At 51.0% G+C, this 14,763-nt stretch carries 12 protein-coding genes; 5 read left to right on the forward strand and 7 right to left on the reverse strand.

Features of this window, described 5'->3' with window-relative positions:
• Positions 1–25: 25 nt before the first annotated feature.
• The 3 genes from F7231_RS20010 to F7231_RS20020 are packed head-to-tail and all read right to left on the reverse strand — an operon-like array spanning position 26 to position 1,910.
• Positions 26–910: a DUF3822 family protein gene (locus tag F7231_RS20010; RefSeq protein ID WP_085413876.1), complete on the reverse strand. Its 885-nt coding sequence runs from the start codon at positions 908–910 to the stop codon at positions 26–28.
• A 9-nt stretch (positions 911–919) separates the two neighbouring features.
• The gene (locus tag F7231_RS20015) at positions 920–1,417 is read right to left on the reverse strand and encodes an NUDIX domain-containing protein (protein ID WP_229364929.1); all 498 of its coding nucleotides are present in this window, start codon (positions 1,415–1,417) and stop codon (positions 920–922) included.
• Positions 1,418–1,472: 55 nt separating this feature from the next.
• Positions 1,473–1,910 carry a CBS domain-containing protein gene (locus F7231_RS20020; RefSeq protein ID WP_085413875.1) on the reverse strand — a complete coding sequence of 146 codons (438 nt, stop codon included), beginning with the start codon at positions 1,908–1,910 and terminating at the stop codon, positions 1,473–1,475.
• A 204-nt stretch (positions 1,911–2,114) separates the two neighbouring features.
• On the opposite strand from F7231_RS20020, the gene F7231_RS20025 reads away from it, so the two are divergent.
• Positions 2,115–3,617 (forward strand): ATP-dependent DNA helicase, encoded by a 1,503-nt coding sequence (locus tag F7231_RS20025; RefSeq protein ID WP_166693292.1) that lies wholly within the window; start codon positions 2,115–2,117, stop codon positions 3,615–3,617.
• Between the two features lie 38 nt (positions 3,618–3,655).
• Here the strand turns inward: F7231_RS20025 and F7231_RS20030 are convergent, their stop codons facing one another.
• A complete protein-coding gene (locus F7231_RS20030; RefSeq protein ID WP_166693293.1) occupies positions 3,656–5,200 on the reverse strand; it encodes a hypothetical protein in 1,545 nt (514 codons plus the stop codon).
• A gap of 373 nt (positions 5,201–5,573) precedes the next feature.
• Between F7231_RS20030 and F7231_RS20035 the strand changes: the two genes are divergently transcribed.
• From F7231_RS20035 to F7231_RS20045, 3 genes are all read left to right on the forward strand, one after another.
• On the forward strand, positions 5,574–6,041 hold the full coding sequence (locus tag F7231_RS20035) for a hypothetical protein (RefSeq protein ID WP_085413872.1): 468 nt from the start codon (positions 5,574–5,576) through the stop codon (positions 6,039–6,041).
• Between the two features lie 176 nt (positions 6,042–6,217).
• Positions 6,218–6,964 (forward strand): 3-oxoacyl-[acyl-carrier-protein] reductase, encoded by a 747-nt coding sequence (gene fabG / locus F7231_RS20040; protein ID WP_085413871.1) that lies wholly within the window; start codon positions 6,218–6,220, stop codon positions 6,962–6,964.
• Positions 6,965–7,115: 151 nt separating this feature from the next.
• Positions 7,116–9,218 carry a vWA domain-containing protein gene (locus F7231_RS20045; protein WP_166693294.1) on the forward strand — a complete coding sequence of 701 codons (2,103 nt, stop codon included), beginning with the start codon at positions 7,116–7,118 and terminating at the stop codon, positions 9,216–9,218.
• A 97-nt stretch (positions 9,219–9,315) separates the two neighbouring features.
• Here F7231_RS20045 and F7231_RS20050 read toward each other — a convergent pair whose 3' ends face one another.
• Together F7231_RS20050 and F7231_RS20055 are read right to left on the reverse strand one after the other, a co-directional pair.
• Entirely contained in the window at positions 9,316–10,110 is a 795-nt protein-coding gene (locus F7231_RS20050; RefSeq protein ID WP_166693295.1) for a hypothetical protein, read from the reverse strand.
• A gap of 235 nt (positions 10,111–10,345) precedes the next feature.
• The gene (locus tag F7231_RS20055; protein WP_085413868.1) at positions 10,346–12,061 is read right to left on the reverse strand and encodes a glutamine--tRNA ligase/YqeY domain fusion protein; all 1,716 of its coding nucleotides are present in this window, start codon (positions 12,059–12,061) and stop codon (positions 10,346–10,348) included.
• Between the two features lie 280 nt (positions 12,062–12,341).
• Between F7231_RS20055 and F7231_RS20060 the strand changes: the two genes are divergently transcribed.
• Positions 12,342–13,379, forward strand: a complete 1,038-nt coding sequence (locus F7231_RS20060) for a spore photoproduct lyase family protein (RefSeq protein WP_166693296.1) — start codon at positions 12,342–12,344, stop codon at positions 13,377–13,379.
• Positions 13,380–13,475: 96 nt separating this feature from the next.
• On the opposite strand, the gene F7231_RS20065 is transcribed toward F7231_RS20060, so the two are convergent.
• Positions 13,476–14,763: hypothetical protein (locus F7231_RS20065; RefSeq protein ID WP_166693297.1), on the reverse strand; the 1,288-nt coding region annotated here is incomplete at its 5' end.

The following is a 14,763-nucleotide window of genomic DNA, read 5'->3' on the forward strand; positions in this document are numbered from 1 at the left end:
GTGCGTGCTGGCGTGTAGGATGACTTTAGCCCAGCAAACATAACCCCTGAAGCCCAAGATACCGATGTTCGGGCAGTTCCTCCAGTTCAGGAGATGGGTTCAAACCAGGAGGTAGCTGACCAATACTCATCGTGGGCACAAAGCGGGAGAGCGCCACGTAACTTTCGGCAAAGGGAGTGCTTTCGCCGTAAACGAACGCGTGGACGGCTTCGGGATCAACGCCCAGTTCATCAAGCACATACAGCACGTAGTACGTTAGGTCCTGCACATTCTTGTACCCGAACCGGTTGCAGTACTTCAACTGATGCTCATCGCGAAAAAGAACGGTTACATACTCGTCTTCGAAGTACAGGAAAAGATTCTCCTTCGTCGTTAACTGCCGGTCGACAGCACGGGTAGCCTGGATCAGGGTCGTGTGCTGATGCACGTACGTAAATGGCTGCATGGGATACTGTTCGCCCATGAACTCGGTCACGTCGCGGTCGATACCAAACACGGAGACAAACCCTTCTTTATGCTCATAGGCATGTGCCAGCTCGTTTGGTGGCGGCTGGTGCCCGCGCATCAGCGCGAGGTAACTGCTGGCGTACTCCTTCCGATACAATGAGGATGGAATCAGCGTGAAAGCCGGCGATAGCACCGAGACCCTCACGTGCTGAAACTCATCGTAGCTCAGCAGCGGGTGATCCTTAAAAACAGCAGGCAGGTACGTTAATAATGATTGTTCAGTGAGTAGCGAGGGCTGTGCGTACTCATCCAACCACACCATCCGCCGTTGTGGATCAAGCAGCGTAATCCGGAGACGCTGCGCGGCCAGTTCCAGGCACAGCACAGACGTTGCCGCCTGGCTGGGCGTTAAGACCTCGGGCCGGATAGACAACGTAGGCGAAAGTGTGGAAAGAGTAACCATTTTATTGTATTAATTAATATACCCATTTAATCCGAAGAGCTCATCGAGCGAGTGGCATCGGTCAAACAGGCCATGAACATCGTGGGTTGGCAAGGCCTTTATCTGTTCGAACGTCATGAGCCGCACGTCAAGTATAAGTTGATCGGCGGCATTCATTTCCGGGTCTTGTCCAACTTGTAACGTCCCGCTGGTTCGCTGTACCTCGAAAAACAATTCAACGGCATGCAGCGGTAAGGCAACGAAGTCATACACACAGATTAGCCGTAGTGGTTCAATAATCAGGCCGGTTTCTTCGCGTACTTCACGCGCCACAGCAGCCACAGCCGTTTCGCCCAGATCAACGCCGCCACCCGGAGGCGACCAGAACGTACCTGACGTACCCAGGCCCCGGTGCTTCACCATCAGTAACCGATCGCCTTCGCGGTAGAGACCACATACACGCAGTCGAAGTCGGTTCCCGTACAGGTCGGTCACCAACGTATGCGAGTGGCTGGACGATTGAGGCAATGTTGCGTTGAGTTAAACGGAGGGTAAAGATACGCAAACCTTTTAGATGCCGCTTTTAGTACGAGCTACCGGTAATGTAGCTCTCCAGGGAGTTGATGCGGGCTTTCTGATCATGAATGATCGTATTTACTACGTCATTGATCGAGATGATGCCCACCAGCTTCTCTCCGTCCATAACAGGCAGGTGGCGAATGTGCTTGTCGGCCATGGTCACCATGCATGATTCCAGCGATTGTTCCGGGGTGATTGTGATCACATTGGCCGTCATCACATCGCGGATTGTGGTGTCTTTCGAGGCTCGTCCCTGCAAAATACCTTTTCGGGCGTAATCGCGCTCTGAAAAAATACCGACCAGATCGCCCCCTTCAATAACGAGCACGGCACCAATATTTTTGGCAGCCATCAGTTCCAGCGCGGCGTACACGGTCTCGCCGGGAGCAACTGAGTAAATGGTGTTAATCGTCTTGCGCTGGAGTACTTGTCTGATATTCATACGAGTGAAGGGTTAATGGAAGGCTGAATCTATGCATTTTTAATCGTCGACGCAACCACACACCTCTTTTTCAGTTTTGCGGCCTTCCGTTCGCTTCGATTGGTCGTTTAGACGCGTCGAACCCTCCTTACAAGACCTGGTTTTATGACGGAGTTGTCCCGATTGTTCCTTCTCTTTCTGGCCGTTTTTTTGTAACTTAGAGCTATGAACGAAACGCAAACGGCAACCCAACTTTTAGTTAAACGGTTTCCGTACAAGCCAACAGAAGGGCAACTTTCATTCTTTGGAAAGATTGGCGAATTCATCACCCGCGAAGATTTTGAACATTACCGCGATTGCTTTCTCTTACGAGGCTATGCCGGTACGGGTAAGACCACACTGATCAGTACGCTCATCAAAGTGCTACCCCGATTTGGCTATAAATCCGTCTTGCTGGCTCCGACTGGCCGGGCCGCCAAGGTGATGTCGAACTACTCGAAAAAATCAGCGCAAACGATTCACCGTAAGATTTACCGGCAGGTGGCCGAGCAAGGCTCAGGTACGTTGGCTTTTCAGCGCCAGAAAAACTACCACGAAGACACGCTTTTTATCGTCGATGAAGCCTCTATGATCTCCGATGAGGCCGAATTTGGCGGAAAAGGACTACTTAGTGACTTGATCTCGTTCGTATTTGAGAACCCCGGCAACAAACTTATGCTGGTGGGCGACACGGCCCAGTTGCCCCCCGTTGGCCGCGATGGTAGCCCCGCACTCGATCGGGGCTTTCTGGCGCGCTCCTACGATATGACCGTCTATGAACAGGAATTAACTGAGGTGATGCGGCAAGACGTTGAATCAGGTATTCTGTACAATGCCACCGAACTGCGTCAACTACTTTCCGACGATATCCTGAATCCGTCGCAGGAGCCAGCACCCGTAAATTTTGACCGGCTAATGAGCGACGACTCTCCGTCTTCGTCGACCGATTCGTTACCCATCAAAATCACAACGAAGCCTTTCCAGGACCTCTTCAAAATGCCGCTCAACAAGCTGGAAGACGGCATTCGGTACGCCTACAACAAGTATGGTCGTGAAAACACCGCCATTCTGTGCCGCTCCAACAAGATGGCAGTGCAATACAATCAGTTTATCCGGCGGATGATCGACAACTGCGAAGACGAACTGGATGCCGGCGACATGCTGATGATTGCGCGGAATAACTACACGATCCTCGGCGACGACTCACCGGCGGGTTTTTTGGCTAACGGTGAATTTGCGGAAGTGATGAAGGTACGTCGGCAGGAGGAAATGCACGGCTTTCGTTTTGCCACGGTAACGTTGCATCTGGTCGATTACGAAGACCAGCCCGATTTTGAAGCAAAAATCATTCTCGATACACTGCATACCTCTACGCCTTCGCTGAGCCAGGAGCAGAACAAAGCCCTGTACGAGAGTGTATCGCAGGACTACCAGTACATTACTAACAAGAAAGAGCGATCGGAAGCAATTCGTCGAGACCCGTATTTGAGTGCTTTACAGGTAAAGTTCGCGTATGCCCTCACCACCCACAAAGCCCAGGGCGGGCAGTGGAGTGCAGTGTTTATCGATCAGGGTTATTTGCCGGAAGGCCAAACTAATCAGGAGTTTATTCGCTGGTTGTACACGGCCCTTACCCGCGCCACCGACGAAGCCTTTCTGATGAATTTCAACCCCGATTTCTTTGTCTAATTCCGTTAGGTGTTGGCTTTCAGGCTCCTTGGCATTTGCTAGGGAGCCTGTTTTTTTGCCAGCAGTCGGTAGAAAAATTTGTGCTGCGGGTCAACCGAATAATAATAGGGTAAGCTTGACAGTACGCCATCCTTATCCGAGTCCAGACTGGCCTTTGTATTCCCAAGCGAGACAACATCGTTACGCAAACGGGGAGTCTCCCCAACGGCAGGCGCTTTCAACAGCAGCCAAAACGGAGTGCACCAGGACAGTAGCAACACAACCGCCACAACGACCATTGAGAGTTGGATTGGCCGCTGTTCGATCACTTGACTAATCGCCCGAATCATCAGAAAGGCCAGCACAGTGAGCATCGGTATAGATCCCCGCGATGCAAAATCCCGCCAGAGTCCAGCCTCCCACAATGGAATCAAAAGCAGCAGCAGGAAAGACAACCAGAACACGGTTTTGTGCGCTTTATAGGTTGCGGGAGAAATCCAGCGAATCAACGCGTAAAACAAACCGGCTTCCAGACTAAACGTGAGTACATAAAATCCGATGATTATCAAGCTGGTCGACATGGATTCACCAACCAATCGGGCACCAAAAAATTGGTTAATGTTTACCGGAAAGTGCGCCTTATAGAAGGCCAGGAAGGGAAAACCTATCGCTACAACGGCGGCACTCGCACTGATTAAATCGATACGCGACCAGGACTTTTGAATAAAGGCAAGCGTCGAAGTCGAGCGCCAGTAGTCGTAGTTTTCTACAATAAAATAGAGAATGTAGAATAGCGTCAGCGAGATAAATGGGAAGGGACCATACGGAAATAACAGGGCAATAGGCAGCACCGGAATTCGCTCCCGATACGTCAGCACCCACAGCGTAACTATCCAGGCGGGGAGCGCCTGATTGAATACGTTGAATAAATCGGTAGTGAACGAGGTATACGAGAAGTAATAGTAGATTTCTATCGGCTCATTGAACCCAACCAGATGTCGCTGAATGAGCAGTTTGCCCAGCACATCCAATCCGCTCCACAAGGCAAAAAGAACCACTGCTAGTAGCAGATGTTTCGAGTTGAGTAGTCTGAACAGGTGGAAGCAGACAAGCAACACCCCCAGGTACGTCCAAGCTAACAGGCTGGCGTTGGCTACCCCCTGTCCAGCCCACTTGCCCATAAGTGCTGCCGGAAGCCAATAGGCAAAGTAATAATTGAGTGCGGCTTTGTGACCTGCCAAAAATTCGAACGTGTAGTCGGGAGCAAACTTGAAATAGATTGGCCAGTCGAATTGTAGTAAATCGTTGAAGACGGCGTTCCGGTAATGATGATCCCAGTCCTGGTTTGAATAGCCACCAATACCGGAAAGATACACCCAACCGAAAGCAACCAGTAAAGTCAGCATGATCTGCGGCTTAGCTACTGCCTGCCAATTGACCGACCGGGTATTTATTCTGCTTAGGTAAGCAATTACACCAGCACAGAGCAGCAGAGCTAATGGGATACCTATGATCAGTTTAAGCCAGCCGACAAGAAAAATCAGAACAGGAAGACTTAGATAAAATAGGGTAGCATAATCTGTAAATCGTTCGAATTTCTTCACGGTAGGCAGGACGTAACGTAGGAACTGGTCGCTAATGGTGGCACCAAAACTAGAAGTTCCCTTTCCCCATCGCAAGCCACACTTAAGAAATTTATCCTACACATACCTTACATTAACGTGGTCTAGTAACTGATTTGACAAGATTATAGGCAAGTTTTACCTGGCACCCTAAAGCCAGTAGTTCAGCTCTATAATCAATGGGTAGCAATCAGATCGCTGAATCGTTTAAAAAGATATTTGCACATTCAATCTCATTTTAACCGTCCAGTACGTTACTACAAAGACTCCGGTAATGGTAAAACCTGGGTACGATTTTTGAACCAAATTGTGTTTATAGTTAATAGAGAAACTATAACCCATAACATCCAACATTATGAACCGATTGGCTCTCTGCCTACTTCTGATTGCGGGTCTCGCCTCTTCTTGCAAAACAACAACTGAAGAACTAATCACCCCAGCTGTTGACCCACGCGACCGCATGGTGGGTACGTATGACATTGGCTATAGTGTCGTTATCCGGTTCGGTTCTAAAGCCACAACGCCGGAAACCTACACGGGTACACTAGCCGTCACTAAATCAACTAGCCCGAACGAACTCTTCCTGGACTTCGATGCGCCCGGTATGAAAGAGAAGCTAAGAGCCAGTTTGGTTGATAGCACGTTCACCGTACTGGATAAAAAGACCCAGCCAATTATTCTGAATGGAACTTCCTTCACAGGCCAGTTCAGTGCCACAGGTATGTTTGTGCGTGAGGGAGGCCAACAGAAAGTGACGTACACGGGTGTTTCTGAAGATGTAGATCTGAAGTTGGTAACATCACTGACAGGCACGAAAAAATAGTTACCATCACCTCACAAAACCGTAATTTTGGCCAATTGGGTAACGTACCTGGATAGGATCGTTGCTTGCTGGGCTACGAATTACGGTTTTTTTATGGTAAATCACGTCCAGTTGACTCCTTCCCTATACAGTTCGATATAAGCCCTGGCGTATTTTTGAGTCAATTATCTACCTGCATGAATTTAGTTACCGGAAAAGTCGCCCTCATCACGGGCGCATCGCGTGGAATTGGTCGGGCCATTGCCCAGCGGTTCGCGCAGGAAGGCGCCCACATCGCCTTCACCTACCTCTCGAGTGTTGAGAAAGGACAGGCCCTTGAAGCTGAGTTAGCCGCATTCGGCATTACCGCAAAAGGCTACCGCTCTGACGCCTCAGACCATAAAGCCGCCGATGAATTAGTGACGCAGGTACTGGCCGATTTTGGTCGCCTCGACATTCTGATCAACAATGCTGGTATCACCCGTGACGGCCTGCTGATGCGAATGACTGAAGAGCAGTGGGATACGGTGATTAACATCAACCTGAAATCGGTCTTTAACCTCACCAAAGCGGCTATCAAGCCCATGATGAAAGCAAAAGCCGGCTCTATTATCAACCTTACCTCGGTAGTAGGCTTACGTGGCAATGCCGGGCAAGCCAACTACGCCGCCTCGAAAGCAGGGATTATCGGCTTCACAAAGTCAGTGGCTCTTGAATTGGGTTCGCGAAATATTCGGTCAAACGCCATCGCTCCGGGGTTCATTGAAACCGAAATGACCGGCGAATTGAATGAGAAAGCAGTGGAAGAATGGAAACAGCAGATTCCGCTAAAACGAGGTGGTCAACCCGAAGAGGTCGCTGATGCCTGTCTCTTCCTGGCCTCCGATCTGTCGCGCTACATCACCGGCCAGGTACTTCAGGTAGATGGCGGCATGTTGACGTAAAAAGATTTAGTCGACGTAGCAGTCTGTCAAGAGCGTCAGAACCATCTTTCTGACGCATCTTGTCCGCTTGTGCAAGACAAGGCTACGCTGACTTTTTATACCGCAGCGGCGGGCCGCTTAGGGCTATTTTCGACTTACGACTATCCATTCTATGTCTCTAATCTTCCAAAGTTCGCCCTGGTGGGTAGCGGTTTGTTTGCTGGCCGGAGCCGTCTACGCAGTGGCGATGTACCAGCCGCTACCCGGAAAGTCAATACCTGGCGGATGGGGGCGCAGTTTGAACTGGGGGCTTGCCGTGTTGCGGTTCGTTGTCGTTAGCCTGGTTGCCTTCCTGTTGCTGAACCCGTTAATCCGTAGTTTTCAGACCCGTACCGAAGCACCCAAGGTCGTTTTAGCGATTGACAACTCGGAGTCAGTGGCGGCGGCGGGTCGGCCGGCCCTGAACCAGACGCTGACCTTCCTGAACACGTTGCGCCAGCAACTGACGGACAAAGGATATGAGGTAGCCATTCGAACCCTGTCAGACACCACAGCGGGCGACGACCTGACTCAGTTACCCTTTCGGCAGCGAACAACTGATCTGGCTTCGCTGCTGACCGGAATTCGCTCCGACTACGAAGGCCGACACCTCACCGACGTGGTGCTGGTAACCGATGGCATCGCCAATCAGGGCCTCTCGCCTACCTTCACGGCCTACCCATTCACCGTACACGCGGTTGGACTGGGCGATACCGTAGCTAAAAAAGATGTTTCGCTCAAGGGCGTGATCGCCAACCGGGTAGCGTACCTGAACAATGCCTTCCCGGTACGGGCCGAAATTATTAGCAACGGGTTCGAAGGGCGTAGTGCGGTAGTTGTGCTTCGGCAGGGCACGCGCGAAGTAGGTCGGCAAACCGTGCGGTTCGATCGAAAAGAGACCTTTGCGCAGGTCAGTTTCCAGACCTCGGCTACGCAGAAGGGCGTGCAGCGACTGACCGTGGAGGTACTCCCTCAGTCAGGTGAATTCAGCACCGCCAACAACCGGCAGGATGTGTACATTGAAGTGATTGACGGGCGCGAGAAAGTGCTCTTGCTCGGCCTTGCCCCCCATCCTGACTTGAAGGCACTGCGGTCTATTCTGGAAAAAAACCAGAACTACGAAGTCGACGTGCGGACGCTGACCACCGCCGAAGGTACCAGCATTCCCATTGACAAAACCTATGATTTGCTGATTCTCCACCAGCTCCCCGACATCACAAATCTGGGCAATGCGGCGGTGGCGAAACTGATGGCGCAAAATACGCCAACACTGTTTGTGGTTGGTACACAGTCATCTACGGCCGCGCTGAACCCGATCAATCCGGTCATCAGTGTGCTGGGGCCACCCAACCAGGTCGACAAAACCACGGCCTACTTCAACAGTAACTTCAAGCAGTTGAACCTCGACCCGTCGAAGCTGGAGTTGCTGGATAAGCTCCCTCCGTTGACCTCGCCTTACGGTGAATACAAGCTGCTTCCGGGGTCAGAAACGGTGTTGTGGCAACAGATTGGCACCGTGCGCACCACCAAACCCATGCTGGCCCTTAATACAACGGGCAGCCGAAAAGCGGCCGTATTGCTGGGTGAAGGCATCTGGCAATGGCGACTCGAAGAATATGCCCTGACCGACAAACAGGAAGTAGTGGATGAACTGATTCAAAAGGTACTGCAACTCATCTCGGTCAAAGAAGACCGGCGTAAGTTGCGGGTGTACCCAATCCGGAACGAGTTCATTGCGGGCGAAACGGTATCGTTTGAAACCGAACTGTACAATGATATTTACGAGCGGCTCTACGATATTCCGATCAAACTTGAGGTAACAGACGAGCGCGAAGTAACGCGGTCGTACGCCTACACCCCTACTGTAGCCAACAGCCGCTTTGATATCAGCCGCCTGCCCGACGGGGTGTATCGCTACAAAGCATCGGCAACGCTAAACAACCGGACCGAGCAGTCGTCGGGCCAGTTTATTGTGCGTGATGTGCAGTTGGAAGCACTGAACACGACGGCCGACCACGGCCTGCTTCGGCAGCTAGCGACACAAACGGGGGGTACGTTCCGGAATGCTGCCAGTGCCGCCAGCCTGGTAAACGACCTGACAAAACGTGATAACCCGGCCCGCCTGAGCAGCACCGAAGCACTCAATGAGTTGATTAACTGGCGCTGGCTCTTCTTCCTGATCCTAACGCTGGCCGCTACTGAATGGGCACTCAGAAAGTATAACGGAGGGTATTAAAATGGTTTGCCGTTTGTGGTTTGACCTTACTCCACTAATTCAATGCAATAGTTGATTAGCGGAGCAACGTCAAACCACAAACATCAAACGGCAAACCCTATTTAGGCCTGGCATTCGTAAGGCTTTGTTCGAAAAGCAGTTGAACAGACGTACCTGAGGTAACCGGGTAGCCGACGTTCAGATAGGTCGCTTCTTTCACTTTGGGCAGGTAAACAAACCCCCGCACCGATTCGCCCGGCTGCACCACCGACCGCTTCAGGGCCAATTCACGCCAGCGGTATTCCTCAAATTGAAAACGCTGCATCCGGTCGGCAAATACGCCGTGGTCAATGACGCGCTTTGCCTGAATCAGGCTGTAAACGGCATCATGGGAAGCGCGGTTCGAAGCCCAGCTTCTGAAATCACGATTCGTGCTCCGCGACGAAGAGGACGCAATATCGCTGGCAACCACAGCAACCATCGCTACTGTATTTAGAATCTTGGCCGTTTTTAACCGCCGTTGCTCTTTTCTGATCTTGACATCGGTTCGCCCTAACTCGTAGTTTGGATCGGCGGCCTGCCGAATAGAAACCTGATCGCCGAGGCGTAGCGGCTGCCGATCGGCGCTCAACAGGTCGATCTGAAAATCAGCCGGGTTTACATCGATTGGAGACTGCGTGCGGTTTTTTACCTCTATATCGAGAGCCAGGTACTCCATATCCTCCCGCTCGAACGAAGCCACCACTTCCACGCTATCGACGCTTGCTTTCGTCACCAGCCGACCATCGACGGTGGCCACAGGGCCTGATACCGGCTGCAGCCTGACAAATTGTGTTGGGGTGCAGCTAACCAGCCAGGTAGCAAAGGCCGGTACTAAGAGAAGTTGCCGAAAAGGGTAAACAAGTCGATTCATAACTCAGCCTGATTGCGATTCACCTGGTGTGAAGAGGTACCACTATTAGTTTGGTACTCAATAGAGTACAAAAATGAAAAACTGGTTGTAAATCGAGAATTAAAAGTGATAAACGGATACAGAAAAACGTTTAATGCCTCAAGTTTCAGGGCTCGGGTGCTCTGCTTGTCGGCCAATTAGCGAACAAGTAGATTAACCGAGACCCGAAACCTGAGGCATTAAACGTTTTTGGTTACTACCCTTTCTTCGTTTCCTTGGCCCAGGCGTCTTTCAACGTTACGGTGCGGTTGAACACCAGATGACCCGGCGTTGAATCGGCATCGACACAGAAATACCCTTTGCGCATGAACTGCACGCGGCTCCCTACGGCCCGATCGGCCAGGTTTGGCTCAACCAGCGCCTTAACGACGACCAGCGACGTTGGATTCAGCAACGACAGAAACGCGCTATCATCGTCTGACTCCATTTCCTTCTCCTCAACAGCCGGATTCTCTACGGCAAACAAACGGTCGTAGAGACGTACCTCGGCGGGAACAGCATGCGCTACCGACACCCAATGAATCGTTCCCTTTACGTTGATTCCTGACGTATCCTGCCCGCTTTTGCTTTCAGGTATGTATGTGCAGTGCAGTTCAGTCACCTCACCAGCGTCGTTTTTAACCACCTCGTCGCACCGAACAATGTAAGCGCCTTTCAGCCGAACCATCTGACCGGGGGCCAGGCGGAAGTATTTTTTAGGCGGCACTTCCATGAAATCATCCCGCTCCACATACAACTCGCGGCTAAACGGAACAGCCCGCGTGCCTGAGGTGGTGTCTTCCGGATTGTTTTCGATATGCAGCGTCTCCTCCTGCCCTTCCGGGTAATTGGTGAGCACCAGTTTAATCGGCTTATCATCAACCACAGCCATAACCCGGTCGGTGGTACGGTTCAACTCTTCGCGAATGCAGAATTCCAGCAGCCCGACATCGATCAGGTTGTCACGTTTGGCCACACCGATGCGCTCGCAGAACTCGCGAAGGCTGTCGGGCGTGTAGCCGCGGCGGCGAATACCAGCCAGTGTCGGCATGCGGGGGTCATCCCAACCAGACACAAACCCACCTTCAACCAGCTTTTTCAGTTTACGTTTGCTCATCACCGTATAGGTCAGGTTCAGACGGGCAAACTCGTACTGTTTCGACGGGAAAATGTTGAGTTTCTCAATAAACCAGTCGTATAGCGGACGGTGTGGAATGAACTCGAGCGTACATACCGAGTGGGTGATCTGCTCAATGGCATCAGACTGACCGTGGGCAAAATCATACATCGGATAGATACACCAGGTATCGCCCGTGCGGTGATGGTGCGCGTGCTTGATCCGGTAAATGATTGGGTCGCGGAAATGCATATTCGGCGAGGCCATATCGATCTTGGCGCGCAACACCTTGGCCCCGTCGGGGAACGTACCTGCGCGCATCTGCCGGAACAACGCGAGGTTTTCGTCGACTGTGCGGTCGCGGTACGGGCTATTCTGGCCGGGCACCGTTGGCGACCCTTTCATGGCTGCAATTTCTGCGGCCGTCGATTCGTCCACATAGGCTAGCCCGTGTTGGATCAGCGTTTCGGCAAACGTATACAGCTGCTCGAAATAATCAGAGGCATAGCGTTCTTCAGCCCACTGGAAACCCAGCCAACGTACATCATCTTTAATTGAGTCAACGTACTCGGTGTCTTCGGTTACCGGGTTGGTATCGTCGAAACGCAGGTTGGTTTGTCCACCATAGCGCTGGGCAAGGCCAAAATTGAGACAGATCGACTTGGCGTGACCAAGGTGCAGGTAGCCGTTGGGCTCGGGTGGAAAGCGTGTCAATACGCGACCGTCGTGCAGACCTGCCGAAATATCCTCTTCAATAATTTGCTCGATAAAGTTCAGCGACCGTTCGGTCGATGACTCATGGGCGGCTGGTGTCATAGTTAGTGCGCTCCGGTTGTATCCTCTTAAACTCTCAAAATTACGCTGATTGGGTGGGTTTGACAAGCGAAACCACCGACTGCACTTAACGGTTTCACTACCCTGTCAGGTACGTGTCATAACCGGTTTGACCCGTACCTGACAGGGTAATTATACAATTTGTAAAATTCGGCAACAACCCACCACATATAACATTGATTTACAGCAATTTACATAAATTACACGAGGAACATTTCCCAGATTAGGTACGTTCTTAAGGTAGATCACTCAACGCCCTTATATGCCTGATTTCAAGCCTTCTATTGTTCTTTACACGGCCGATGCGATGAATGAACGGGGGGAGGCTATCCTGGCTCAGTACCCTAACGCAGAAGCCCTTCAGATTACACAGCACAACCGATTGCCCGAACTGGGCATGAACCACTATAAGGTAAAATCAGATGTGCTGGTGCTGGGAAAATTGAAAACGCAGACCTGTAAATGGAGCGGTCGAAGCTCCGATTACATCGCGCCCAGCCTAGCCAATGGTTGCTTTGCGGGTTGCGCGTATTGCTACGTCGATCGTCATAAACCAGTGAACCCAATCACGGTATTTACCAATGTCGATGAGATCTTGGATTCTGTTGATTCGCACGTTAATTCGCTGGCCTGGCATAAACCGGCCAACCAGACAGATCCCACTTTCTGGACCTATGACATTGGCTGTAACTCAGACATTTCCGTTGATTATAGTCTGACGGAAGGTATACGACAGGTATTCGATTTTTTTCGCGATCATCCACATGCTAAAGCCACTTTCGCCACCAAATTTGTAAACCGCGACTTGCTCGAGTACGACCCTAAACGCAAGATACGTATTCGGTTTAGCCTCATGCCGGCGCACGTGAGCAAGTTAGTCGACGTGCGGACTGATAGTATAGAGAAACGCATTGCGGCCATCAACGATTTCTACGACGCTGGCTATGAGGTACATGTTAATTTCTCGCCAGTTATCGTGTATGGAGGAAAGCAGTGGCGCAACGATTACCGCGAGTTGTTTCGCCAATTGAACGACGCCCTTCGGCCCGAAGTGAAAGCGCAGCTACAAAGCGAGGTTATTTTCTTAACCCACAATCAGTTTCAGCACCAGGCCAATGTAGCAATCAATCCCAAAGCAGAAGAGTTACTGTGGGTACCTGAATTGCAGGAAAATAAGCGCAGTCAGTTTGGCGGTTGGAATATTCGGTACGATCATCAGTTGAAGAGCAAGATGATTGAGATATTTGAACGCATGCTCCAGGAGGAAATTCCCTGGTGCTCGATTCGATATATATTCTGATCCTGCGCGCTTGACACAGCATTCAGACATAAAAAAAGGCCGTTGAGCGCGTATCCCTCAACGGCCTTTTGCCTACACCACACTATACGATTGGGCTTATTTACCGCTAATAATCGTGCCGGTAGCTGATTTTCCGCCAACTATAACACGGTAGATCAATTGTGGTAAGGCATTTTTCACGTCGTAACTAACAGGCTCATTCACCCCTTGAACCACATTCACTTTCAGCGCATCTATCTTGCTGCCGCTGATCGTATACCAGTCAATGCTGGCTGTGCCCTCAACTGGTGAGGTGATCTGCAGGAATACCCGTCCATTGTGTGGGTTGGGATACGCCTTCACTGTCAGTTCCACTTTTTCAGCCGATTGGGCCACCGCTATGCGTGCTCCAGTGCTAGAATTTGAAAAGCCATTCAAGAAGCGACAGTTATCAAATGCTTCATTGATTGTTGTAACTGCCGTGTTGACAGTAGATAGGTTAAGGCTACCGATTGACTGGCCACCTAACGCTCTATTCGCCAACTCCAGCAAACCACCAACTGTTCTGTTACCACCCAAATAATTCAGAACATCCTGAGGAATGGTGAAGCTCCTTTCCGTATCGGGAACCGGTGTTCCTCCAGGTCCACATTCTGATGCAGCAGACGTTCTGATAGTATTACCAGCTAAAACCAAGTTGCCCAGATTTCCGTCTTTACGCATGTTAAGTGCCAGCGTAATGGTTTGCCCTAACAGTACGTTGTTAAGTGCAGTACCTTTCAGCAAGCTTTTAGGAATATTACTACAGGTGTAGTTACCTGGTATCACCGCTGGAGAACCGGTAGCGGGTAGTTTACCCAGCACACAGTTTGCGCCATCCTGGCCAGCAGGTATTGTAAACGTACCTCCATTACTACCTACCGTAAGTGGCGAACTGAGGATACTCACAAGGATGGTTGTTGTTGGTTGTTTCGTGCCCTGATAGCAGTCTTTTCCTCCTTTGTTGCCCCATCCACCCTGAGTTAGCGTGCAGTATTGTTCATTACTACAGTTTGTAGCAGGACTAAGCACACGCGTAGTAGCTAACGAAACACATCCCGTATTTTTCAGGCGTACGGTAATATCGTAGCTCCCTGTACTTAATGCGCTGAAAGTTACACCGTCCTGCCAACTTTGGCCACCATTTCTGCTGTATTCAAAGTCATTTCCATTTCCATCAAGCGGAGCAGTGACAGTAATACTTCCTGTACTTACGGTACAAGTTGGCTGCGTTACCGAGAGAGTTGGCGCATTTGGTGACGTCTGATCCGAGCTGATCGGCTGACTGGCTACGGCTGTGCACCCGTTAGGAGACGTCACGGTCACCGAGTATGTGCCAGAGGCATCGACGGTGATCTGGGCGTCG

Source organism: Fibrivirga algicola, assembly GCF_011742925.1.
Taxonomy (GTDB): Bacteria; Bacteroidota; Bacteroidia; order Cytophagales; family Spirosomataceae; genus Fibrella; species Fibrella algicola.